This is a genomic window from Fodinibius saliphilus, assembly GCF_005869845.1.
Classification (GTDB): Bacteria; Bacteroidota; Rhodothermia; order Balneolales; family Balneolaceae; genus Fodinibius; species Fodinibius saliphilus.
The window spans coordinates 117,482-141,202 of record NZ_VAWF01000002.1 but is presented as its reverse complement, the minus strand read 5'-3'; the positions used below and the strand labels follow the sequence as shown (position 1 = coordinate 141,202).

Annotated in this window: 18 protein-coding genes; 8 read left to right on the top strand and 10 right to left on the bottom strand. The window is 42.0% G+C overall.

Translation table 11 applies throughout. The annotated features are described in order from the left end of the window. Nucleotides 1-321 precede the first annotated feature (321 nt). Nucleotides 322-2,568 carry a carbohydrate binding family 9 domain-containing protein gene (locus tag FCN14_RS08605; RefSeq protein WP_138430872.1) on the top strand — a complete coding sequence of 749 codons (2,247 nt, stop codon included), beginning with the start codon at nt 322-324 and terminating at the stop codon, nt 2,566-2,568. Nucleotides 2,569-2,729: 161 nt separating this feature from the next. Here the strand turns inward: FCN14_RS08605 and FCN14_RS08595 are convergent, their stop codons facing one another. After that, nucleotides 2,730-3,917, bottom strand: coding sequence for a phosphorylase family protein (locus FCN14_RS08595; protein WP_138430871.1), 1,188 nt, complete (start codon nt 3,915-3,917; stop codon nt 2,730-2,732). Nucleotides 3,918-3,933: 16 nt separating this feature from the next. On the opposite strand from FCN14_RS08595, the gene FCN14_RS08590 reads away from it, so the two are divergent. From FCN14_RS08590 to FCN14_RS08575, 4 genes are all read left to right on the top strand, one after another. Next, entirely contained in the window at nt 3,934-4,521 is a 588-nt protein-coding gene (locus FCN14_RS08590; RefSeq protein ID WP_138430870.1) for an NUDIX hydrolase, read from the top strand. Nucleotides 4,522-4,765: 244 nt separating this feature from the next. After that, the gene (locus FCN14_RS08585; RefSeq protein ID WP_138430869.1) at nt 4,766-5,239 is read left to right on the top strand and encodes a peroxiredoxin; all 474 of its coding nucleotides are present in this window, start codon (nt 4,766-4,768) and stop codon (nt 5,237-5,239) included. Between the two features lie 12 nt (nt 5,240-5,251). Continuing rightward, entirely contained in the window at nt 5,252-7,795 is a 2,544-nt protein-coding gene (gene topA, locus FCN14_RS08580; protein ID WP_138430868.1) for a type I DNA topoisomerase, read from the top strand. A 159-nt stretch (nt 7,796-7,954) separates the two neighbouring features. Continuing rightward, a complete protein-coding gene (locus FCN14_RS08575) occupies nt 7,955-8,524 on the top strand; it encodes a hypothetical protein (RefSeq protein ID WP_138430867.1) in 570 nt (189 codons plus the stop codon). Between the two features lie 405 nt (nt 8,525-8,929). On the opposite strand, the gene FCN14_RS08570 is transcribed toward FCN14_RS08575, so the two are convergent. From FCN14_RS08570 to secA, 9 genes are all read right to left on the bottom strand, one after another. Then, the gene (locus tag FCN14_RS08570; protein WP_138430866.1) at nt 8,930-10,831 is read right to left on the bottom strand and encodes a M1 family metallopeptidase; all 1,902 of its coding nucleotides are present in this window, start codon (nt 10,829-10,831) and stop codon (nt 8,930-8,932) included. Nucleotides 10,832-10,919: 88 nt separating this feature from the next. Then, nucleotides 10,920-11,528, bottom strand: a complete 609-nt coding sequence (recR, locus tag FCN14_RS08565; RefSeq protein ID WP_138430865.1) for a recombination mediator RecR — start codon at nt 11,526-11,528, stop codon at nt 10,920-10,922. Between the two features lie 61 nt (nt 11,529-11,589). Beyond that, nucleotides 11,590-11,934, bottom strand: coding sequence for a YbaB/EbfC family nucleoid-associated protein (locus FCN14_RS08560; RefSeq protein WP_246043139.1), 345 nt, complete (start codon nt 11,932-11,934; stop codon nt 11,590-11,592). A 132-nt stretch (nt 11,935-12,066) separates the two neighbouring features. Then, a complete protein-coding gene (dnaX, locus tag FCN14_RS08555; protein WP_138430863.1) occupies nt 12,067-13,995 on the bottom strand; it encodes a DNA polymerase III subunit gamma/tau in 1,929 nt (642 codons plus the stop codon). Between the two features lie 182 nt (nt 13,996-14,177). Then, on the bottom strand, nt 14,178-15,248 hold the full coding sequence (locus FCN14_RS08550; protein ID WP_138430862.1) for an MBL fold metallo-hydrolase: 1,071 nt from the start codon (nt 15,246-15,248) through the stop codon (nt 14,178-14,180). 212 nt (nt 15,249-15,460) lie between these two features. Then, on the bottom strand, nt 15,461-17,542 hold the full coding sequence (locus FCN14_RS08545; protein WP_138430861.1) for a S9 family peptidase: 2,082 nt from the start codon (nt 17,540-17,542) through the stop codon (nt 15,461-15,463). A gap of 94 nt (nt 17,543-17,636) precedes the next feature. Beyond that, nucleotides 17,637-18,407 carry a monofunctional biosynthetic peptidoglycan transglycosylase gene (mtgA, locus tag FCN14_RS08540; protein ID WP_138430860.1) on the bottom strand — a complete coding sequence of 257 codons (771 nt, stop codon included), beginning with the start codon at nt 18,405-18,407 and terminating at the stop codon, nt 17,637-17,639. Between the two features lie 62 nt (nt 18,408-18,469). Further along, on the bottom strand, nt 18,470-19,228 hold the full coding sequence (gene ppgK, locus FCN14_RS08535; RefSeq protein ID WP_138430859.1) for a polyphosphate--glucose phosphotransferase: 759 nt from the start codon (nt 19,226-19,228) through the stop codon (nt 18,470-18,472). Nucleotides 19,229-19,291: 63 nt separating this feature from the next. Next, nucleotides 19,292-22,687, bottom strand: coding sequence for a preprotein translocase subunit SecA (gene secA / locus FCN14_RS08530; protein ID WP_138430858.1), 3,396 nt, complete (start codon nt 22,685-22,687; stop codon nt 19,292-19,294). 217 nt (nt 22,688-22,904) lie between these two features. On the opposite strand from secA, the gene rpmH reads away from it, so the two are divergent. Genes rpmH through yidD form a run of 3 tightly spaced genes read left to right on the top strand, consistent with a single transcriptional unit; the run spans nt 22,905 to nt 23,705 of the window. After that, nucleotides 22,905-23,060, top strand: coding sequence for a 50S ribosomal protein L34 (rpmH, locus tag FCN14_RS08525; protein WP_138430857.1), 156 nt, complete (start codon nt 22,905-22,907; stop codon nt 23,058-23,060). Then, the gene (locus tag FCN14_RS08520) at nt 23,041-23,475 is read left to right on the top strand and encodes a ribonuclease P protein component (protein WP_138430856.1); all 435 of its coding nucleotides are present in this window, start codon (nt 23,041-23,043) and stop codon (nt 23,473-23,475) included. The genes rpmH and FCN14_RS08520 overlap by 20 nt, the downstream gene beginning before the upstream one ends. Next, entirely contained in the window at nt 23,472-23,705 is a 234-nt protein-coding gene (gene yidD / locus FCN14_RS08515; protein WP_138430855.1) for a membrane protein insertion efficiency factor YidD, read from the top strand. The genes FCN14_RS08520 and yidD overlap by 4 nt, the downstream gene beginning before the upstream one ends. The last annotated feature ends 16 nt before the right edge of the window (nt 23,706-23,721 follow it).

Genomic DNA, 23,721 nt, shown 5'->3' with positions numbered 1-23,721 from the left:
TCTATTAAGGGGGCATCGTACACATTGAAATGTCGGACGCTACTTGTAGTTTCTTATGAAGTTTCTAGCATGATTGAAAGTTTTTATAGTTCATCAAGAATCGCTGTTATTGGTCATTAGGCTATTAATTGTACTTCATCTAAGTTTACCTCTCTCAATTATCCTATTTGATAAACACTGTTTCAAATAGGTTTTCCTCATGTCTCATATTTTCTTAGTTGATGCTGTTTCGAGTGATTACTTCAAGTATATTTGAAACATTTTTTGATATATCCGTAAGGTTATATGTAAACATATTAAGAACTTTTAATTGATGGGTAGATGAAGTATTCAGGTAGTGTTTTAGTCGTTTTGTTTATAGTAGTGACGCAACAGGTAGTGGGGCAGTCAACTACAGACAGAACAGCAGCTGTAAAACCTCAGTCGATTTCGGAAAATTTTGAAATTACCGCTGATCTAGATCAGCCAGCTTGGGATAAAGCACCGGTAATATATATAAAGAACCAAGTGATGCCCGATGATAATGCTTCAGCAACTGTTCAGACCAAAGTGAAAATGCTATACAGCAAAGAGTATTTATATATCGGCTTTTGGGCAAAAGATCCCAACCCTCAGAACATTCGGGCTAATATTTCAGATCGGGATAAAAGTTTTCGAGATGATTTTGTAGGGGTCTTTGTTGATCCTTTTAATAATAACCAAAATGCCTATGAGCTATTTTCAAATCCACTGGGCATTCAGATGGATGGCATGCGATCTGGAAATAACGAAGACATGAATTTTGATCTGCTATGGTATTCAGAAGGCAAAATAACAGATGAAGGTTACCAGGTAGTAATGAAAGTTCCTTTTGCAAGCCTAAACTTTCCAGATAAAAAGGTGCAGGATTGGTCAATACAATTTATCCGAAACTATCCGCGTAGTACCCGTTATCAGTTTACCTGGAGTGATGTAAGTGTAGATAATTCATGTCTAATTTGTCAAAATGGAGAGATGAAAGGGGTGAAAAATATTGAAAGCAGTAATGCTGTTGAGTTTTTGCCTTATGGTATGGGTTATCAGAATAGTACATTGAAAAACCCAGAGAATTCATCGAATTTGAATCATGGGCGGATAAATGGACGGATTGGTGGAAGTGTTTCTTATTCTCCTAATTCTACGAGTTCTATAAATGCAGTGGTTAATCCGGATTTTAGTCAGGTTGAAACTGATGCGGCACAGATAGGGGCAAATGAAACATTTGCATTATACTATCCCGAAAAACGTCCCTTTTTTATGCGAAGAAGTGATTTGTTCGCTACCAGAGAGAATCTTTTTTATTCTCGTATGATTAACCGCCCGATAGCAGCTGGTAAATATACGCATCAGGCAGATAATTTTAGTCTTGCTTTTTTGACGGCCTATGATCGAGACAGTCCTTTCCTGGTTCCGGGTAAATATAGTAGTTCTTTAGTCCGATCAGATATAGATGCTTACAATAATATATTTCGAGGAAAATACAATTTTGGCTCTGAATCGTATATCGGCGGACTGTTTACAGCACGAAACCAAGGGGAAGGATCCAACTATGTGGGGAGTATTGATTGGAATATTTTGTTAGCAGATCAGTACTACTTTAGTGGGCAGTTGGGCTATTCCAGTACTAAAGAACTCGATGATTCAACATTAATGTCAGAAGGCAGAGTATTTGGAGAAAAACGATATGATGCTGCGTTTAACGGGGAGCAGTATGGTGGTACCCTGGTGAGTGCTGAGTTTTCGCGGGAAGCGAAGTATTACAACTTTGATTTTGAGTACAAATCATTTTCACCAACTTTCCAAACCCAGTCAGGATTTATCAATAGAACAGATAGGCGTCAACTGGAAGCATCACAGAGTATTGCTTACTATCCCAATAAAGATTGGTTATCACGAGGTAGAGTAAGTGTAAGCGGGGTCTGGAGATATGATTTTGGAGGGCAGTTTCAAGAACGTTTTATCTATACAAGATGGAGTAATAATTTGGCTGGCCAAACGTACCTTTCTTTTAGTTACTTGCCTCTAAATGATGAACATTTTCGAGGAGAGTTTTTCACCAGACTTCATCGTACAATGGTTAATCTGCAATCAAATCCTATGGATATGCTCTCTTTTGGGGGTAATGTTAATTTCGGTCGATATATTTATAAGAGCAATAATCCCCAATTGGGTAGAGGGTACAATGCAAGTGTTTATACAACATTAAAGCCCAGTAGTCGTCTGGAATTGTCGCTGCGTTATAATTATTCCACATTATCTTCTGTCGAGGATGATCAGGAGTTTTATAGTGGCAGTATTTTCAGAATGACGGGAAATTATAACTTTTCAAGAAGGTTGTTTGCCCGTGTAATAACTCAGTACAATTCATTTAAAGAACAAATCCAGTTATATCCACTGGTGTATTATAAGGTCAACCCTTTCACAAAGTTTTATATTGGTATGACGGATTATATGAACCATTTTGACTCGGGAAAACCCGATGGTTTAGGGGGATTCACAGAAACGGATCGCCAGTTTTTTGTAAAATTTCAGTATCTGATACAGAGCTAGTGGGGATTGTTACATATCTTCGTTTTTTCATATTTCAATATGTCGCCCGGCTTAAAAACAGGACTTTGCAAATTGCACTGAGTGTAGAAAAGGGCACGGCTTTAGCCTTGCTGGTTTTTGAGGATCGGCAGGCTTGAAAAGTCAATAGTAAGCTATTGTAACTAGTCTTCGTCGGGACCACCCATCAGAGGTTCATTCATTGCGCGGATGCTGGCGTTAGGTAAGCCTTCCGGATAGTTTTGTTTGCACATGTTAAGTACATCAATAGCCATCTCAATATGCATCTGCTTAGAGTCTTCATAGAACTCTTGGGCTGCATCACTAAGCTTGGGTTCTCCATGCAACGGTTTGTCACTAACACATAGCATGGTGGCATTGGGGATACGATAGCGATATCCATTTGTGGCAACTGTTGCCGACTCCATATCTACGGCTATACTGCGACTCATATGAATTTGTTCAACCGTTCGTCCTTTTATAAACTCCCAGTTTCGGTTGGCGGTGGTGAAGATGGTACCCAGGCGGTGATTGCGATTGTATTTGTCCAGTATTTCTTTGAGATAGACATTGAGTAAGTAGTTGGGGGTAATCGGGATATTTAGTGGTAAGATGTTATCCAGTACGCCATCATCCCGCATAAAGCCTGTTGCTAATACAAAATCACCAATTTCCTGGTGGTTACGCAGGCCGCCGCAATGTCCGACCATAATCATCGCATCGGGACGGAGTACAGCGACATGGTCGGTAATGGTTTTGGCGTTTGATGGACCTACGCCGATATTAATGAGCGTCACACCTTTATGATCATCCAATTTGTGATGGTAAGCAGGCATTTGTACGCCTTCTCGGTCTGGACCCACACAGTTGGGGAATTTCTCTTTGAATACCTCTACATGCATATCATAATTAGTGAACAGAATATATCGTTGAAAGTCCTCGGGTTGTGTACCTGTGTAATGCTGCAGGCGATTTAATGAGATCTCAATTCGTTCGGGACTAAACAGGAAGAGTTTTTTCTGAGTGATATCCCAGTCATCTTCGTCAGTATTGTCAAGCAGGTCAGGATCGTTTAGTGCCAGTCGCTCACGGGAAGGTATGATTTTTATGACAGCTCCTTTTTCTCCCAGTTTTTTTAGCTCTCGCAACAGGTACCAACGGTAAGATTTTGGTTTAGCCATCTCTCCCGTAATAATGGGATTATGTTTGGACCACGATCGTTTGACTAGTAGTTTTGGATATTCACCATTTTCATAAATGGATTCCATTGTATCACAGGCCTGCTCCACACGTTCATGGAGTTCTTCTTGTGAGCTAACCTCATCAGTAGTAAATTCAAATCGTTCTGACATAAACTGTTGTTATTTTATGAGTGAAAAATCATTCCGCTTTTCAATAGAACCGTGGTCGGTTATCCACCAAAATAAAGAATATCAGACACCAATTTTTAATCTTTTACACAGAAAAATGAAATTGGAAGCTGATGATGAAGAAAATGAGGGAGACTTTTATGTGCTTAAAGCTCCTGAGTGGGTAAATGTTCTGCCTATTACTTCTGATAGCGAAGTAGTGCTGGTAGAGCAATATCGATATGGTATTGAAGAGCCTACACTAGAAGTGCCTGGCGGTATGGTTGATCCAGGTGAAGAGCCGTTGGAAGCCATACAGCGAGAGCTGCTTGAAGAAACGGGATACCGGTCTGAGGAATGGAGCAGTTTGGGAAAGGTGAGCGCGAATCCCGCAATAATGACTAATTTCACGCACCTGTTTTTGGCAGAAGGTTGTGCCTTCGAGGGGATACAAGAGTCGGGGGGAGATATACACGAACGAATTAAAGTTCATAAAATACCCCTTGAAGAATTTTTGTCATATTCTTCAGATGGCACTATCCATCATACGATCGTTTTAGCTACGGTAGCACGATATTTGTTACATCGCAAAAATAGGAACAAATAGGGTATTGGTGAGTTTGAAATAAATTTGATCTCAGGGCGTTTGCTATTCCTGTTCTTGTAAGATGTTTCTTCATCTAAGCTTCAAATAAAGGCTGTACCTTCGGCAATCAAAAGTTTTATTGCAGTATCAGGCTGATAGCGTTATCATAAAAGCTTTGGATGGCAGCGCTACAGAGAACGATTTCCCCTGCAACTCCCGTTACCAATACAAGATTGGATTGATAATAAAAAGTAATTCCTAGAAAATGATTGAGACAGGATCTAAAATTGATACCGATTTTATGCTTGATATCGTTAAAGATGGCGAAGAGCAGACTGTTGCCTTTGATGATCTTTTGGAACGTCCTACCATAGTTTCGGTATATATGCGTAATAACACATCGGGTTGTGATAAGCAGAATAAGAGTTTAGCCCAGCATTCCGATTGGTTTGATGAGCAGGGATATAACATTGTAGCTATAAGCAAAGACACCTGTGGCTCGCACAAAAACTATGCAAAAAAACTGGATATCAATTATATACTGGCATCCGATCCTGATTATAAATTTGCAGAAGCTACCGATTCTATTGTTGAAAAGAACATGTTCGGTAACCAATACGAAGCTCCGTCACGGTCAGCATATATTATTGATACGGATGGTACTGTTAAAGCTATTATTGAAAAAATAAATACTAAAGATCATGCCTCAGAGTTAAAGGATGTGATCGAGAATTTGTAGAAAACGGTTTATATGAAGTCGCTTGTAATTGTAGAGTCACCCACAAAAATTAAAACGCTTAAGAAGTACCTGCCCGAAGAGTATGTGATCGATTCGTCGATGGGGCATATTCGGGATCTCCCTGCCAATGCCAAAGAGGTGCCTAAAAAGTTTAAGGGAGAGGAGTGGGCAAATTTAGGTGTCAATACAGATGACGACTTTGATCCTCTTTATGTAATACCTTCTAGTAAAAAGAAGGTTGTTAAACGACTTAAGAAAGAGCTTAAGGATTCTGATGAGCTTATTCTTGCTACAGATGAAGACCGGGAAGGAGAAGCAATTTCGTGGCACTTGACCGAGATTTTAAAGCCCGATATTCCGGTGAAGCGCATGGTTTTTAGAGAAATCACCGAAGAAGCTATTAAAGAAGCGCTTAACCATTTTCGTGATATCGACATGAATTTGGTAAATGCCCAGGAAGCCCGCCGTATTATTGATCGGTTGGCCGGTTATACAATTTCTCCTCTTCTTTGGAAAAAAATTGCGCCGGGTCTTTCGGCAGGACGTGTACAATCGGTTGCTGTTCGGTTTATGGTTGAACGGGAACGAGAACGCATGAAATTTCGCTCTGCTCGTTACTGGGATTTGAAAGCTCAACTGCGTAAGCAGGATGCCGGCAATACTTTTGAAGCTGATCTTACTCATCTGGATGGTAAACGATTAGCTTCCGGTAAAGATTTTGATGAACATACGGGCAAGCTGAAGAAGCCTGAAAAGGTTGTCTTGCTTGATGATAAAACCGCTGGTGAACTGCGTGATGATCTTGAGTCTGCCGATTGGGAGGTCTCGGAAGTTAAAAAGAATCGTAAGAAGCGAAATCCCTCCCCGGCCTTCATAACATCTACTTTGCAGCAGGAAGCGAACCGGAAATTGAACTTTTCGGCTAAGCGGACAATGGGTGTGGCTCAAAAGTTGTACGAAAATGGATACATTACCTACATGCGTACTGATTCAGCTCGGTTGTCGAGTCAGGCCATTGGGGCGGCGCGTAATGCCGTTAAGGATGAGTATGGTGAAGACTACCTTTATAAAAAAGTCAGAAATTATTCTGGTGGTTCCGGCTCTCAAGAGGCTCACGAAGCAATTCGTCCGGCAGGTAGTTATTTCAGAAAACCGGAAGAGGCAGGTCTTAGTGGCGATCAGTTTAAGCTCTATGATTTGATATGGAAGCGTACCATAGCTACCCAAATGGCACGGGCTGAGCTTGAGTTTACCAATGTTACTATCGAGGCTAAAGCCAATAATAAAGTTGCTGAATTTAAGACGAGTGGCAAGAAGATTATATTCCCCGGCTTTTTCCGAGCTTATGTAGAAGGGAGTGATGATCCCGATGCGGCCCTGGAAAACCAGGAAAAGTTCTTGCCTAAGCTAGAAGAAGGAGAAACGGTTGAAGAGGATGGCATTGAGCCTATTTCGCACGAGACCAAACCCCCGGCGCGTTATACTGAGGCGACCCTTGTTAAAGAGCTTGAAAAACGAGGAGTTGGTCGACCCAGTACCTATGCATCTATTATCAGTACGGTGCAAAATCGAGGTTATGTTGAAGCGGACGGTAAAACGCTGGTCCCTACTTTCACCGCTTTTGCGGTTACCGAACTGCTCGAGAAGAATCTTCATGATGTAGTAGACAGCGACTTTACCTCGGGAATGGAAGCCAAGTTGGATGAAATTGCCCAAGGTGAACTGGATACTAAACAGTATCTCCGCGAGTATTACAAAGGAGATGACGGGTTGAAAGCAAAAGTAGAAGAACAGGAAGATCAAATTGATCCACAGGATGCTCGCCACTTGGAACTTCCCCTGCCCGGTCTTAACGGGATACAAGTGTTTGTAGGGCGGTACGGTCCGTATATTAAAAAAGAGCAGGATGGGGAAGAATTAACGACTTCTATACCGGAAAGCTGGAAGCCCAGTGATATTACGGTTGAAAAGCTTGAAGAGTTGATAAAAGCGGAAGAGGAAGGTCCGAAATCTATTGGTAACCATCCTGATACCGGAGAGCCCATCTTTGTACTTAACGGAAGGTACGGTCCGTATGTGCAGGTTGGTGAAGTGACTGATGATAATAAAAAACCTGAGCGTGCTTCTTTGCTTAAGGATATGAAGCCCGAAGATGTGGATGTTAATTTGGCCCTTCGATTGTTGGAGCTGCCTCGTCCTTTGGGAGATCATCCTGATACTGGAAAAATTATAAGAGCGGGTGTAGGCCGCTATGGACCCTTTGTTGTACACGACGGTACTTTTGCCTCACTGCGAAAGAAAGATTATGTGTTAGATATTACACTGGAACGGGCTTTGGAACTGCTTGAGCAGAAGAAGAATAAGAAGTCGCGGAAAAGCAATGTCATTCATGACCTTGGTGAACATCCCGAAGATGGAAAAAAAGTACGGGTGATGACTGGTCGATATGGTCCATATATTAAGCATGGTAAAAATAATATAAGCTTACCAGATGATTTTGATCCTGAAGATGTAGATATGGATATTGCGGTACAACTTATTACCGAAAAGGGATAGCGTAACCGGGAATTAAGCTTTATTTTTTCAATAGGATAGTGATCCGGTTTGAGGAATAATGTGTGTAAGTGCCCGGTCTAATAGTCGGGACATACATCGTTAAAAATTCTTGCAATTTTAACATGACAATAAGGTTCCAGTTTTCTAATTTGGAGCGTCATGGAAAAGTCATCAAATACATTCTTTAGTTACCCTCCCAACCTTCATGAGTTGGATTTAGCAACATTGGTATCAATGTACCGAGACCGGGGTATCCCTAAAAAAGCGAAGCCCGGTGAATATTTTGCTTGTAAAGTAACGGATAAACTTATCAAAGAAGGCAAGTGGTGGTTTGGAGCTTACTTTAGTCAACAAGCGTGGGACGAAACCCTGACGGCCGGTTGCGAAGGATATCCCCTTACCGAAGTAGAATTAAACATTTTGGGTCTTGTTTACTCTGCTGCCGATGAGGCACCTAGTCGTGATTATGTTGAGCAGAATTCAGGAGCGATCAATAAGCTGGCTTATATGATTGTGAATGACCTGAAAGAGTTTGGCTTCCTTTCTATAGATGACCAAGACCGATTGCTAATAACCCCTCGCGGAGAAAAGGCATTGCAGGGCGTTGCCAAGCAGATTTATGGTAAGAAGTTTAAACCGGATATGCTGCGCGTCAATCAAGGTAAGGTTGCCAATCCCCAGATGGAGCGGGCACCCAAAGAGGATAGCGAACAGGCCAATCTTTTTTAGTTTTATCTGTAACTAACCATCAACCACTACTGCCGGCAGCTGACAGATTGCGATCACGGGTGTAATTGTTGGAAGTAATATCAACGACCTTAGTCGGGTGACTGGGGTTATCGTTCGGCCACAGCAAAGGCAAATCTAAATGTGCTTACTGCCCCATTTTTAGTTATCCATCAAAACAAAGACCTCTCGCTGTGATTTTAGGAAGTAGGGATGAGGTAGCTTGCCACAATAAACAAACAACGAGTTATTTCGAACGAAGCGAGAGATCTGTGTAGCACAAAATCTTATAAAACAGGGATTTAACTGGAGGTAGGCTAACAAATCCCCAAAAATAAAAAATGGCACAAGCATCACGCCTGTGCCATTTTTGAATATATTTAGTGAGTAAGCTTTTCCTTGTCGTGATTATTTAGTAGCAGGTTCAAACTGTTTCAGATACTCACTCATATCAATCACATTGTTTTCACGATTGACATCTGCCATCCGCATTGAGGGATCAATTTCAATACGTTTTATTTCTGAAGATGGAGCATCAATTTCGAGGGTATATGTTGGATTTACCCATGGCCAGTCAGGTTTAACAATGCGTTGCATATCTGAGCTGCTATGCGGCTTGGTATTGCGCATAATGCGCAGAGGCATATAATATAGTTCCTGGCTGCCATCCTTGTAGGAAACTACTAAGTCTATAGGCATCGGCATCAGATCATGACGTTCGAGCGTTACATAAGTAGATCCGTTATCTTCCAGCACAGAAGTGATACCGTAATCTATATGTTTAGTAGACTCTATGAAATATTGGTAATACCAATCCAGCACCATGTTTGATTCTTGTTCCATAACTCGTAGAAAATCACGTCCGTCGGGATGCTTGAACTTCCATTCTTCAAAATAACGCTTCATGCCGCGGTCAAAGTGTTCACCGCCAACGATATAACGCAATTGATTCAGAAATACGGCGCCTGTGGAGTATGATGCAGCGCCATAAGCTCTATTGGTATGGAAGTGGTCGGCATGGGTGTCGAGTGCTTCTTGTTGCCCATCCTCAGCAATACTAAAGTACGATTGGTACGACCGTTTATGAGGGCGTTCTTCATTTCCATTCTTAAAAAGGTGATCCATGACAAGTGCCGAGGAGTAGGTCGTAAACCCTTCATCCATCCAGGGATATCGACTTTCATTTGTCGCTAAAACGCCATAATACCAACTATGAACAAGCTCATGTACCGTAACGCCTACCAAGCTTCCAAAAGAACGGTTTCCGGTGATCAAAGTAGCCATCGGATACTCCATGCCCCCGTCCCCTCCCTGGATAACGGTAAATTTGTCATAAGGATATTTACCAAAATGTTTGCTCATAAACTGGAATGCTGTAACAGTAGCTTGGGGTAGTCTTTCCCAGCTTTGGCGAAGCTGTTCTTGGGAGTATTGCTTTGCATTAACGGCAACAGTATCTGCTTGGTAGAGAAAATGCAGTTTGGGGCCGTTAGGTACTTGTGCTGTAGTATGGGTAAAGTCCGGATCGGCACCCCACATAAAGTCGTGCACGTTATCAGCTTTCCAATGCCAAGTCAGTTTTTCAGAATTAGGGCGATTGTAATTATCCGCATAGCCGTGGCCGATTTCATCCGCATTTTGAAGGTGTCCTGTAGCACCCATAACATAGGAGCTGTCAATAGTGATTTTAACGTCGAAGCTCCCCCAAACACCATGAAATTCCCGGCCAATATAGGGATTGGGATGCCATCCATCCTCATCATATTCAGAAAGCTTAGGGTACCATTGACTCATAGAAAACTCAACACCTTCCTTGTTCATCCAACCGGATCGGCGAATCTGTCGTGGCACTTGGCTTTCAAATTCCATATTGAATACAGTTGATTCACCCGGAAGTATCGGTTCGTCAAGAGTGACCTCTAGAATAGTACCGTCTACGGTATAATCAACCTTTTTGCCATCTTGTTTAAGGCTGTTGATATGGTGATATCCGATCTCATCCTCTGGTAATTTTTGGATGCGGTCACGAACCCGTCCGTCGGGATCAGCAATGGTACGCGAACGTACATCCATCATGCTGTTCGGTTGGAAAGCATTAAAGTATAGGTGGTAGAATGCACGATGGAGCGTATCGGGTGAGTTATTGTGGTAGGTCAACTCCTGGACACCTGTAAAATGATGGTTTTCGGCATCTATATTGATCTCCATTTTGTACTCTGCTTCTTGCTGCCAGTAATAGTTATCCTGGCTAAGTCCAGCCAAAGAAAGCAGCATGAAAAGCGTACAAAGACTAATAGTTTTAAACTTCATAGTTCGCTTATTTAATTATGGATTTTTTAGATATAAGAGATTTAGGTTAACGCCTCAATTCGTTATTAACCGGTTCATTTCTACAACGTTAGAAAGTGTTTCGGCTTGCGAAAGCACGTCCAAGGGTAGCTTCATCAATAAACTCAAGTTCCGTTCCCATAGGGATACCATAGGCAATACGGGTGACTTCAACCTCTTCAAAGGGTTTGAGTAATTTATTGATATAGTAAGAGGTAGCTTCACCTTCAGAATCAGGGTTGAGGGCTAAAATCACTTCTTCTGTTTGTTCTTCCTCATCATTGATGCGCTCCATGAGTTCTTTGACGCGTACATCATCGGGACCAATATTATCGAGTGGAGATATAACACCGCCAAGTACATGATAGCGCCCCCGAAACTCATTGGTTTTTTCAATCAGAAATACATCCTGCGACTCTTCGACCACACAAATCTGTCCCGTTTGGCGCTTAACGTTACTGCATATAGAGCAAGGATCATTGTCACTGATAACCCCACAGGTATCACAACGTGTGATAGATTTCTTAAGATTGACAAGTGCTTCTGCCAGCTTTAAAACAGATTCTTCATTCTGTTTAAGCAGGTAAAGCGCAATACGCCGGGCTGATTTTCGCCCTGTGCCGGGGAGCTTAGCAAGCTGTTCAATTGCCTGCTCCAGTATTTCCGAAGTTCCTTCCATGTATAGTGTTAAGAGTTAATTGTTATATGCGATTTGACTAACGTACACAAACAACAATTAATTAAAAGCCTAGTTTACTCATATCCATACCTGGAATGCCACCGCCCGGCATCATATCTTTATAGGTTTCTTGCATGCGTTCTTGAGCTGCTTCTTCAGCTTTATCAAGCGCTTTATTAACGCCGGCCACAACGAGGTCTTCCATCATCTCAGCGTCATCAGGATCAATAACATCGTCGTCAAGGCTGATGCTCAATATTTTGCGTTGGCCGTTGGCTTTAACTTTTACCATACCACCGCCTGCTTCTGCTTCTACTTCAAGCTTAGAGAGTTCACTCTTTGCTTGCTTCATTTTTTCTTGCAGTTCGGAAAACTTCCCGAACATATCTGCCATATTCTGATTCATAATCTTGTGATTTAAGTATTAAAGAGTACTAAAATATTTATTTGGTGATTCCTGTAATCAGTTTGGAATCGCATCTGTTCATAAGTTTAAAAGCTATTACCAAAACGGGATAAACGCTCCTTCATTGTAATTCTATTGGTTTAAGTTGTAATCCAATTCAGCACCGAAAAGTTCAACCAAATGCTTTATGGTTGGATCTCGTTTTTGCAGCTCCTTAAAACGTTCGTATGGGCTTTTTGAAGCTTCCACATCACTTTCATCTTTTTGGACTATGGACTCAAAACCAAGGTACGCACCAATTTTATCTTCTAAAAATTTCCCCAGTCGCCGATTATTTTCATCGACAATCTTTTTTGCAAAATCATCATTACACCGCAACAGCAAGAGCCCATTTTTAAGCTTCATCGGTTTAACACGTTGCATCTGGAAATATAACATTTCAGGCACGTGGTGGCGAAGGTCTTCCAGGTACGATTCCCATACCTCTTTAACTTCTTCTAAGCTTACATCTTTTGGCGCTCTTTTTGCTTTTGTTTGGGTAGCGGTATCAGCTGCAGTTTCTTCTTTTTCAACAGTGGATTCTGTATTTTTTTTGGGGTTGCCCAAAGAAGATTTGCCAAATAGCTTGCTAAGCTCATCATCCGAATCCTCTTCAGTTTTTTTAGGGGTTTTCTTATTGACTTGGTTCGCCGGTTGATGCGAATTGTTTGTTGGTTCAGAGGTAGATGGTTTTGAATTCGGTTCTTTATTTACGGCTGCAGGTTCTGGAGTAGGTGGCTCCGGTTGCCTTGTTATTGATTCTTCTTTGGGATTAGCAGATTGCCCATTTTTAGATTGGGACGTTCTTTTGGGTTGTTGCTCAGGCGAAGGTTGATTGTTGTCAGAAGTTGAGGAAGCGCTTTTTGTATCCTCAGTATTAGTTTTGCTTATTTCGGTTTTGTTATTGAGCTTTTTTTTTAAGTCTTCGAGCCCTGATAACAGCTTATTAAGATTCTGAGTGCGCTCCATGTGAATAAGCTTCAACAGCGTAATTTCAAACTGTATTTTAGGCTGATGCGCTTCTTTAATCTTGTATTGCGCTTCACTGACAATATGAAGCATCCGCATTAAATCATCTTCAGAAAAAGTTTTTGAAGCTTTTTGATAGCGCTTCTTTGTATCCGGGGAAGCTTCAACCAAGTGCATTTTTGCTGAGCTTTTAGCGACGTAAAGATTGCGTAGATGTTCGGTAAGGCCTACTAGGTATTCCTGAATGTCGTAGCCCTCTTGCAAAAGATCGTTAATAAGCTCCAAGCCTTGGCTGGCATTTTTAGACGCTACGGCATTCATGAAGTCAAACATGCGTTCGGTACTTACCACATTGAGTGCCCGAAGCAGTTCTTCATGTTGAATATTATTTCCACAGAACGCAATGGCTTGGTCCATAAGACCCAGCGCGTCGCGTAGTGCACCGTCTGCTTTCTTGGCAATTACGTGGAGCGATTCTTCATCAATGTTGATGTTTTGGTCAGCTGCGACATTGGCAAGGCGTTCTACTATTTGGTCAACACTGATACGCTTAAAGTCAAAGCGCTGAACCCGTGATAATATGGTGGGTAGTACTTTGTGTGGTTCTGTGGTAGCAAAAATAAATATGACATGATCCGGTGGTTCTTCCAGTGTTTTCAGCAGCGCATTGAACGCCGACTTACTAAGCATATGAACCTCGTCAATAATGTAAATCTTATACCGACCATTTTGAGGGGGGATTCGAACACGTTCCCGCAGGTCTCGGATATCATCTACACTATTGTTTGATGCTGCATCAATCTCGACAACATTCAATGTCTGATTGAGTGACTCCCCATCAACCTGTTGATCAATCTCATTCACGGTACGGGCTAATACCCGTGCCATGGTGGTCTTTCCCACACCGCGCGGACCACAAAACATATAGGCGTGGGCAAGTCTGTTCTTTTTGATGGCATTTTTAAGCGTACTGCTTACGTGCTTCTGGGATACAATATCGTCAAACGACGTTGGTCGGTAAGTACGGGTTAATGCGCGATAATTGTCAGACATCGAAGGCTCTGGTTGAGCTGGAAGTTATTGATATAAACAACGGATAAATCTACAAAAAATGAAGGCCAATTTCGTGCTAAATTTGTCCTCTCTCCTTAATAAATAATGTGGTAGCCAGTTTTTAGTTTATGGCTGGTGTCTAGAAAATAATATGGAAGAATTGACCGTAAGATTGAAGAACCCTAAGCCACATTAGCAGAATCAATAGGGGTTAAGAATTCAGATTCTCCCTCATTAAGAACCCTAAATTGTTGTTTGTTGATTTGGAACTCCTCTAAGGCATGCTTCAGTTCTTCAATGGGTTCATACATCCCGTCATCGGCCATGGGAAAAGTACCAAAGTGCATGGCAAAGCTCTGTTGAGACTGAATGTATTTGTGTGCTTTAACGGCTTCTCGCGGTGACATATGAATTTTTTGCATAAACCAGCGTGGTTTATAGGCACCGATTGGGAGAAAGGAGGTATGTATAGGACCAAACTTATTACCTATTGCTCTAATAAAATCACCATAACCCGTATCGCCAGCAAAATAGATGTTTCCTATCGATGCATGTAACACATAGCCGCACCACAGTGTTTTGTTCCGGTCGAAAAGGCCCCGTCCGGAAAAGTGTTGGGCAGGTACCGCTGTTAAAGAAAGTGAGTTCGAAATGGGGTGGTGGTCCCACCAGTCAAGATGAGAGGTATTAATAATGCCGTGATCGTGTAAAAGTTTTTCAACCCCAAGTGGTACTATGAACTTTGGCTTATATCTTTTTTGTAACTTCTTAACCGTTGATAAATCCAGATGGTCATAGTGATTATGGGTAAGCAGTACGACATCAATATCAGGCAGGTCTTCGAATGCAATACCGGGGGGGCGCATGCGCTTGGGACCGATCCATTGGTAGGGGCTGGCACGAAAGCTCCACACCGGGTCAGTCAGGATGTTGAGATCATCCACCTGTAGTAGATAGGTTGCATGGTTCACAAATGTAGCCTTAAAGTTGCCAGTAGATACTTTGGATGGGGGCAGGGGATGTTGCGTTAGATCCTCTTCATTCAGTTGATACCATTCCCCCCTGTCGTATCCACTAAGCCACCATTTAAGTACTTCCCAGTAGTGGTGTGTATCTCCGTCATTGGGATTTACGAACTTTTTACCATCAAAGTGGTTGGATGTTTCTTCCATGTATGGAGGTGCGGCAATCTGTAGCTCTACTACAAAAAGGGCAACTATTAATGTGGTTATGGCAACAACAATCCAAGCCATAAAATGTCACGAATTATGATTATTGGAGTCTTTTCTCAAAAAGATAAGAACCTAAGAAAAAAAAGAATATTTCGATAAATATTACTGACTTAATCTTTTTCAGGTATATAAACCAACTGTTGTGATTTTTTATAGAATAAAAATTCACTTCTTGGAATAACACCCGATAAATCTTCAATAGGTATTATTCAAGAGTTTAGTGGTTTAGTTTTCTATTCATCTAGTTCTTCTTCGAAAAAATCGTAGATTCGACTGTATTCATCGTACCAGGCATCAGGGTCTTTAAAGCTATGCCGCTCCGAGGGATACATCATCATATCAAACTCTTTGTCCCCTGCCTGAACCAGCTCTTCGATATATTGGGCAGCATCCTGGAACCCCACATTATTGTCTATGAGACCGTGCAGGATAAGTACAGGTTGTTCTAGCTCATCAACATAGGTAATGGGAGAACTTCGGGCATAGTTGGCAGAGTCGGCTTTGGGTTTGCCGAGTCGTGGCAGGGTGTACCAGGGGTTCGTGTGATAATAATTATCCCAGTTTGTAACGGCTCGCAAAGCTGCTGCCGCATCAAAATAATCAGGAGCTACACTGGTAGCATACAGGGCCATAAAACCACCGTAGCTACCACCATAGATGCCTACGTTGCTGGTGTCAGCTTGAGCATAGTTTTCTGCCAGGTAATTAATACCGTCTATGATATCTTGAGTTTCGTATTTACCCATCCAGTTTGTTACATCTTCACGGAATTCACGTCCATATCCTGTGCTATGCCGATAGTCTACCTCAATCACATAATATCCCTGGGTCGTTAGGTACTGGTGGAACATATATTCTCGATAGTAACTGGATGACCATCCTTTGTAAACATTTTGTAGTGAACCGGCTCCATGAACAAAGACTACCACGGGATGTTTCTTTTTAGTTTGCTTGTTGAGTGGTTCAAGTACTGACATCGAGAGGTTCGTTTCTCCATCACGCCCAGTAAAACGTATATAATCTTCTTTTTGCCAATCAATTTTATGGAAACGATTTGGAACGGTTTCAGTTAATTGAACTTCTTTTTGGGGATTTTCCAGGTTGAGACTGTAAAGCTCAAATGGCTGATTGAAGTAACTGTAACTATATACCAGCTGTTGTTTGTTAGGGCTTAGTCGAAAGTTTTTACGGTACCCTCTTTTATTTGTAAGCTTTTTGGTTTTGTTACTGGTGATATCGAGGGTATAAATATGTCGTTCACCGGGGTCTACTTTGGTTGAGGTGAAAACTATTGTTTCTTTACCGGTCCATTCTGCCCAAGGGATTTCAAAAGTACCCGTGGTATGTTGGTTCAGGTTACTTCCATCAGGGTTTACCGTGTAGATATGATTCCATCCATCTTGCTCTGACTGGAACATTAGTTTTTTCCCTTCTGGGGAAAACTCCATATCGGTACCGTATAACCATCCTTTCGTAGAATCTTCAAAAACAGTTTCCGAAGATGCTTCAGTAAGGTCGTATACTTTTATTTTGCGATTTTTCATAGCAGCATCCATGATATCAAGAGCAAGATATTGACCACCAGAGCTAACACTGGAACTTACATAGCCCTTCTGTTCAAAGAGAAGATCAATTTTGCTGGAGTCAAGATAAGCTACGGAATAGGTTCTTTTAGCAATGCCTCTTCGAGTAGCACCGGTTTCAACATAGTGACCTACGTAGTCGGGGAAATAGTATTCTTCATAATCAGAGGTATCGTATTGCGATAAGATAAGTTTATCCTCACCGGCCCAGCTAGTAATATTATATCTTAGCTCTTCTTTTGAGGTATTCGTCACCTGTTTTAGTTGACTGCTATTAATATCCAGAATCCACACATCCCCTTCCATCACAAAAGCGATACGGTTACCATTAGGAGACCAACTGGGGCTGTATTCAGGGATCTCAGAATCAGTAAGTTGTTTTTTGTTTTCGAAATCAATGTTGGCGATCCACAGATCTCCCTTTTTATTATATAAAAGCTTTTTGCCGCTGGGCGAAACAGTAAATCGTCTTTGGATATTTTTAGGTGCAGGTTTTCGCTTTGTACCATTGAGGTCTACTTGGAATAGCTCTTCTTTAGCCATGGCCGAGTCGTTAGCCTGATAGTAGATATATTCTCCATCGGGAGAAAAGGTGTTAAAGTCAGGGCGATTACCGGCCAACAGCGGTTCATAAAAGATAGATTTAAGACTGAGTGTATCCAGAGACGTCTGGGCCTGTGCAAATCCGGGCAGCAAGAGTAGTAAGCTGAAAAGGGTAAGTAGTTGTTTCATTATAGCTAAATACGTTTTTATTTTCTGATGGCAATAAATGAAGGATTCCTGAGAGGGGCAAGAGCAGTACATCTTTTTACGTCTTTGGTGGTCATCAAGAATCTATCTTTTCTAAGTAAGAAGCATTGCCTAGGAAGTCCATATACCGCATTACCCAAGCGCTGCGAGAAAGCATATAGTCTGAGGGATAATCCAAGTTGTAGCGTTTGGGGGCGGGCAGGGCTGTTACCATATAAGCACTTTCCCATTTAGAAAGTTGTGCTGCAGGTTTATTAAAATAGCGTTTGGCAGCAGCTTCGGCTCCGTATATACCATCTCCAAACTCTACAATGTTTAAATAGACTTCGAGAATCCGTTTTTTGGGCCAAAGCAATTCAATAACAATGGCCAGATAGGCTTCAATACTTTTTCTCAGGTATGATCGATCTGACCATAGAAAAAGGTTTTTGGCAACTTGTTGTGTGATAGTGCTGGCTCCCCGAAGATCTTCTCCATTTTTTTGTTCTTTTATCGCTTTTTGAATAGAGTTGATATCAAGACCCCAATGGTCAGAAAAACGTTGGTCTTCTGATGAGATGGCGGCCATCTTAAGATGAGGAGAGATGTTTTCCATTGAAACCCATTGATGTTGTAGTTCCAGGGGGTGACCGTTTTGCCAGGCTTTATACTGTCGTTGTACTATAAAGGATGTTGAAGGCGGGGTAATCCAGCGAAGAAGCAGGACGATAAATATGGATAAGAAGAATATAGTTATAACTGTTCGAAGCAGATAGTGAGCCGATTGTGCAGCATAAGATCGGTATTTGAACAGCTTTTTTTCTTCAATCTGGTTTGGAAGCTGCCGAAAATTATAATAGTCCACCATAGGGAAATTTGAAGACGACGGCTACTTGCGGCATGGCAGTTTTATTATACCAATATAATAACCTAGCGATAAAATACTTCGTTTCCTTTATTACTGGCAACCATCGCCGCGCCAATAATGCTTGCCTCATTTTGGTATTCGGCTGGTTTAAAGGTTGTGTTTATTTTGATATATGGAAAGGTCTTTTGGGTCTTTTTACTTAGTTGTCCACCGAGGATAAACAAGTCGGGATGGAACACCTTTTCAAAATGCTCAAGTACCAATTCCAATCGTTTAGCCCAGATTTTTTTTCGAAGATTTTCCTCTTTCCTGATTTTATTGGAGGCATGATTCTCAACAATAGTACCGTCAATTTCGAGTAGCCCGAGTTCAGTATTGGGTATTAGGTTGCCATCCATAAAAAGGGATGAGCCGATACCGGTGCCTACAGTTAGTACTATTGTAAGCCCGTTTTGGTTAATTCCTGCTCCGAAACGCATTTCGGCCAGTCCGGTGGCGTCGGTATCGTTGATAACAGTGACGATATTATCAGTAATATCAGAGAGAAGTTGTTCGGCATTAGCATCTACCCAAGAATCGTCGATACGTTTGGCAGATAAAACAATGCCGTTATTAACGGGGGCAGGAAAGGCACATCCTACGGGGCCATCCCACTCGAATTCTTTGTGTACCAAATGGTACACCTTTGCTAATACTTTGTGTGGTGTACTATCCTCGAGCGGGGGAGTACTTTTGTACTCCGAAATTATTTCGCCTTTTTCAGTATCAACAATACAGCCTTTGATACCATAGCTTCCGATATCAAGTCCTAATACTTCCATACTGTTACAGGTTAATGGTTAAAGTTATTGGTTGTATGGTATCCATTAACCAATAACGATAAGCTATTTTTCAATAAGAACCCAGCCGTCTTGTTCAACCATTCGCTTGGCTTTTTTCCATTTAATGTCAATAACCTCGCCACTGCTCATATTTTGGATTTTGACATAGTCATTACGCCCGGGCTCTTCTTCAACGGTCACCGGTTCTGGCTTTTGATCACTACGCTGTTGTTGTCCACCATCCTGCTGTGCTTGGCCGGACTTAAAGCCCATGTTTGTAGCATCTGAGTGCTTGGTTTTGGCTCGGTTCATATCCACTTTAGCACGCTCTTTTGGGGCCTGCTGTAATTTTTGTTGGTCGGCCTGCATTTCGGGAATAGCTTTCCAAATTAGTGAAATAGCCTCTTGGTTTATTTCATCAAGAAGTTGCTTAAACATTTCAAATGCTTCGCGTTTGTATTCCAAGAGAGGATCTTTTTTACCATAGGCTCGAAGCCCAATACCCTCTTTTACAGCATCAAGTTCGCGAAGGTGATCCATCCATTTATTATCAATGGTTGATAGAACTGCAGTACGCTCAAGAGCACGGGCAATTTCATGTCCCTCGTTTTCAAGAGCTTGCTCTACATCAACTACCACTCTCATGCGCCGAATTCCATCAGTAAAGATAACCTGCACTTTGCTGGGCTTTTCTTCTGCATCAGAGGCTTCAATATTTTTGATTACTTCATAGATTGGTTCAGAGATCATCTGTTCCTTTTGGTCGTAAACCTCATAGGCACGTTCAATGATATGATCAATGAGTACATCAGGTCCCATTTGTCCCATCTCTTCACGGTCAAGATCGATATCTACAGCTAAGAACCGCAGGATAGTATCCTGAATTTCGTCGAGCTCCCCTTCGGGGTAATGTTCTTCAACTACATTTTCGACAAGCTCCTCAAGCATGTCATAGAGATCGCTGCGAAGCTCATCGCCTTCAAGTGCGTGCTTACGGCGTTTGTAAATAACTTCACGCTGGTTGTTGAGTACATCATCATATTCCAGCTGTTTCTTACGTATGCTGAAGTTGTTTTGCTCAACCTTTGATTGGGCACGGGCCAGCGATTTGGTAATCCAGGAATGGGTAATGACTTCGCCTTCTTCAAAGTTGAGGCGGTCCATAACGCTGGCAACACGATCAGAGCCAAATAGCTGCATCAGATCATCTTCCAGGGATACAAAAAATTGAGATTCGCCGGGATCTCCCTGACGACCGGCACGCCCACGAAGCTGTAGGTCAATACGTCGTGATTCATGGCGGGCGGTACCAAGGATGGCAAGTCCGCCTTTTTCTTTTACGCCAGGGGCTAATTTAATATCGGTACCACGTCCTGCCATGTTGGTAGCCACGGTAACGGCTCCGGGCTGACCGGCATTTTCTACAATCTCACTTTCACGTGCGTGGTGTTTGGCGTTCAATACGTTATGAGGTATGCTGGCTCGTTTGAGCATTCGGCTGATGGTTTCAGACACATCAACGCTGGTAGTACCTACGAGTACGGGTTGCCCTTTTTCATGGTACTCCCGGATTCTTTCAATTGCCGCATTATATTTTTCACGCTTCGTACGGAATACGAGATCCTCTTTATCATCCCGGATAACCGGTTCATTGGTGGGGATAATTACGACATCAAGGTCATATATTTCATTGAATTCTCCCTCCTCCGTTGCAGCAGTACCGGTCATTCCGGATAGTTTATTGTACATCCGGAAGTAGTTCTGCAGCGTAATAGTAGCATAAGTCTGGGTAGAAGCTTCAACACTCACATTTTCTTTAGCTTCAATAGCCTGGTGGAGACCGTCAGAATATCGTCGTCCTGATAGTACACGGCCCGTATGTTCGTCTACAATTTGGACTTTGCCTTCTTGAACAATGTATTCTTCTTCTCGTTCAAAAAGAGTATAGGCTTTAAGCAGCTGGTTAATAGTGTGGATACGGTCGCTACGTTCAGCAAACAGGCGATGTAGCTCGTTGAAACGTCGTTCGCGTTCCTGTGCTACTTCCTTTTTGGCTTCTTCAATCTTTTCCTCTTTATACTCTTCGCTAAAGTCATCGTTTTGTTTGATCTCTTCGATCTTTTCTTCGCGAAGCTCATCAATTTCTTCATCTATAATAGTAGTTTCGGTACCCAGATCAGGGATAACGAAAAACTCCTCATCTTCATCATCTTTCAGAATAAACTGTCGCCCTTTTTCGGTCATCTCAAGATTATTCATCTTCATATCTACTGAGTAGTAGAGCTCTTCATCAACTTCGGGAAGTCGGCTGGCATTATCCTGTAGGTAAAAAGCTTCGGTCTCTTGGACGAGCTTTTGGTTTTCCGGAATCTGCATCATTTTCCGGAACTTCTTGTTCTTAGGGAATCCGCGTTGTGCACGATACAGGGCCAGCCCCGCGCTCTCTCTATTGCCTTTTTCCAATTCTTGTTGAGCTTCTTTAACAAGAGAGGCAACAAGCTTTTTCTGGGCTTTTACCAGTGACTCTACCCGGGGTTTAAGTTCTTCATACTTTTCGGAACGGGTATCTTCGGGTACCGGACCAGAAATAATAAGTGGTGTTCGGGCCTCATCAATAAGAATAGAGTCAATCTCATCAATGATGGCAAAGTTGTGATCACGTTGTACAAGTTGGTCGGAGTTGATGACCATATTATCGCGTAGGTAATCAAAGCCGAATTCATTATTTGTTCCGTAGGTGATATCAGCTTGATAGGCCTGTTTTCGGGGTTCAGAGTTGGGATCATAGAGATCAACACAATCAACTTCGAGTCCGTGGAAGTTAAACAACGGTTCATTCCACTCGGCATCACGTTTCGCTAAGTAATTATTAACGGTTACTACATGAACACCTCGCCCACTTAACGCATTTAGGTAGGCCGGCATAATAGCTGCCAGTGTTTTACCTTCACCCGTTTTCATTTCAGCAATTTTCCCTTGGTGCATAGCAACAGCCCCGGCCAGCTGTACGTCATAGGGTACCATACCCCATTCGTTCATGCTGCCGCCAACCATCCACTTCTCGCCTAGGAAGCGCCGACAAGTGTCCTTCATTACGGCAAAGGCTTCTGGAAGTAATTCATCCAGTACATCTTCAATGATATCTGTCTGTTCCTGTTCAAGCTCTTCAAGTTCTTCGGCTAGTTCGCGACGACGGTATACCGAAAGTTCATCACTGCTATTTAGGGTATCCTTAATAGCAGTAATCTCTTCCTCTACTTCCGCCGTAGCATTACTAATTTTTTGCCTAAAGGATTCGGTCTTTTGTTTGAGCTCCTCATCCGTAAGGTCTTCCATCTCCTCATAGTGTTCATTGATTTCTTCCACTATGGGCCAGATCTTTTTGAGGTCGCGCTCGCTCTTAGATCCAAAAATACTCGTTAAAAGATCACCAACTTTATCACCTAATGTGTCGAACATAGAAAAGTTTTGTCTCGTGCAATTAATATGATTTGTGAAAGTTACAGTTTACACAGAGCCTGTTCAAATTATTTAACAGTATAATTTCGCATTTTTATTAGGGTGCCTCTGTGTATGCATTAAATGTAACCGATAAATTATGGTTCTTATTGTCTAAATTTATTTTTATTTTAGGGGTCTCTCTTAGAAGCGAATTTTCATAAATCGATTTATAGTCATGAAACGTACGTATCAACCAAGCAGTCGTAAACGAAAAAATAAGCATGGTTTCCGTAAGCGTAACAGTAGCAAAAACGGAAAAAAAGTGCTGAAGAAGCGTCGTCAAAAAGGACGCCACAGTATCACTATTAGTGATGAGCAAGGGCCGAAGTAACCACTCTTCGAGCTCTGATAAAGATTTAAGCTTATCCAAAGCTAAGATCCTGAGGGGCCGAAAGAATTTTAAGCGTCTTTTTGAACAGGATGCTTATATTTACCGTAAGAAGTATGTAAATATACGGTTTCAAATTGTTGACAATACATCTTTCGGCTGCCTTATGGGATTTATTGTAAGGAAAAATTTGGGTAAAGCAAATAAACGAAATAGAATGAAACGGCTTCTCAAAGAAGCTTATCGGCTTCATCAACATACATTGTCGGCCTTCCTTCGAGAAAAGGAACTTGCTTTTCATGGAGCGCTTATGGCCAATGCTGTTGATGTGCCTTTTAAAGATGTTGAGCACGATGTAGTAGCATTGCTCGAACAAGTGCGCGATCAACTCCCTGCCATTTCGTCTGCCAATCCATGAAATACCTGTTTATTGGACTTGTCCGTTTTTATCAGCTTGTTATTTCTCCGTGGATACCAAGCAGTTGCAGGTATCATCCCACATGTAGCCAATATAGTTTAGAAGCTTTTCGAAGACATGGGGCTATTAAAGGGTTTTGGCTTACAGTGAAGCGTATCGCTCGCTGTCATCCCTGGAGTGAAGGGGGGCATGATCCCGTACCCGAGCACAAAACGAATTCAAAAACTTAATTTAACTGAGGATTTC

Coding starts and splice junctions, on each gene's coding strand:
- FCN14_RS08605 (WP_138430872.1), top strand. CDS start 322: ATGAAGTATTCAGGTAGTGTTTTAGTCGTTTTGTTTATAGTAGTGACG.
- FCN14_RS08595 (WP_138430871.1), bottom strand. CDS start 3,917: ATGTCAGAACGATTTGAATTTACTACTGATGAGGTTAGCTCACAAGAA.
- FCN14_RS08590 (WP_138430870.1), top strand. CDS start 3,934: ATGAGTGAAAAATCATTCCGCTTTTCAATAGAACCGTGGTCGGTTATC.
- FCN14_RS08585 (WP_138430869.1), top strand. CDS start 4,766: ATGATTGAGACAGGATCTAAAATTGATACCGATTTTATGCTTGATATC.
- topA (WP_138430868.1), top strand. CDS start 5,252: ATGAAGTCGCTTGTAATTGTAGAGTCACCCACAAAAATTAAAACGCTT.
- FCN14_RS08575 (WP_138430867.1), top strand. CDS start 7,955: ATGGAAAAGTCATCAAATACATTCTTTAGTTACCCTCCCAACCTTCAT.
- FCN14_RS08570 (WP_138430866.1), bottom strand. CDS start 10,831: ATGAAGTTTAAAACTATTAGTCTTTGTACGCTTTTCATGCTGCTTTCT.
- recR (WP_138430865.1), bottom strand. CDS start 11,528: ATGGAAGGAACTTCGGAAATACTGGAGCAGGCAATTGAACAGCTTGCT.
- FCN14_RS08560 (WP_246043139.1), bottom strand. CDS start 11,934: ATGAATCAGAATATGGCAGATATGTTCGGGAAGTTTTCCGAACTGCAA.
- dnaX (WP_138430863.1), bottom strand. CDS start 13,995: ATGTCTGACAATTATCGCGCATTAACCCGTACTTACCGACCAACGTCG.
- FCN14_RS08550 (WP_138430862.1), bottom strand. CDS start 15,248: ATGGCTTGGATTGTTGTTGCCATAACCACATTAATAGTTGCCCTTTTT.
- FCN14_RS08545 (WP_138430861.1), bottom strand. CDS start 17,542: ATGAAACAACTACTTACCCTTTTCAGCTTACTACTCTTGCTGCCCGGA.
- mtgA (WP_138430860.1), bottom strand. CDS start 18,407: ATGGTGGACTATTATAATTTTCGGCAGCTTCCAAACCAGATTGAAGAA.
- ppgK (WP_138430859.1), bottom strand. CDS start 19,228: ATGGAAGTATTAGGACTTGATATCGGAAGCTATGGTATCAAAGGCTGT.
- secA (WP_138430858.1), bottom strand. CDS start 22,687: ATGTTCGACACATTAGGTGATAAAGTTGGTGATCTTTTAACGAGTATT.
- rpmH (WP_138430857.1), top strand. CDS start 22,905: ATGAAACGTACGTATCAACCAAGCAGTCGTAAACGAAAAAATAAGCAT.
- FCN14_RS08520 (WP_138430856.1), top strand. CDS start 23,041: ATGAGCAAGGGCCGAAGTAACCACTCTTCGAGCTCTGATAAAGATTTA.
- yidD (WP_138430855.1), top strand. CDS start 23,472: ATGAAATACCTGTTTATTGGACTTGTCCGTTTTTATCAGCTTGTTATT.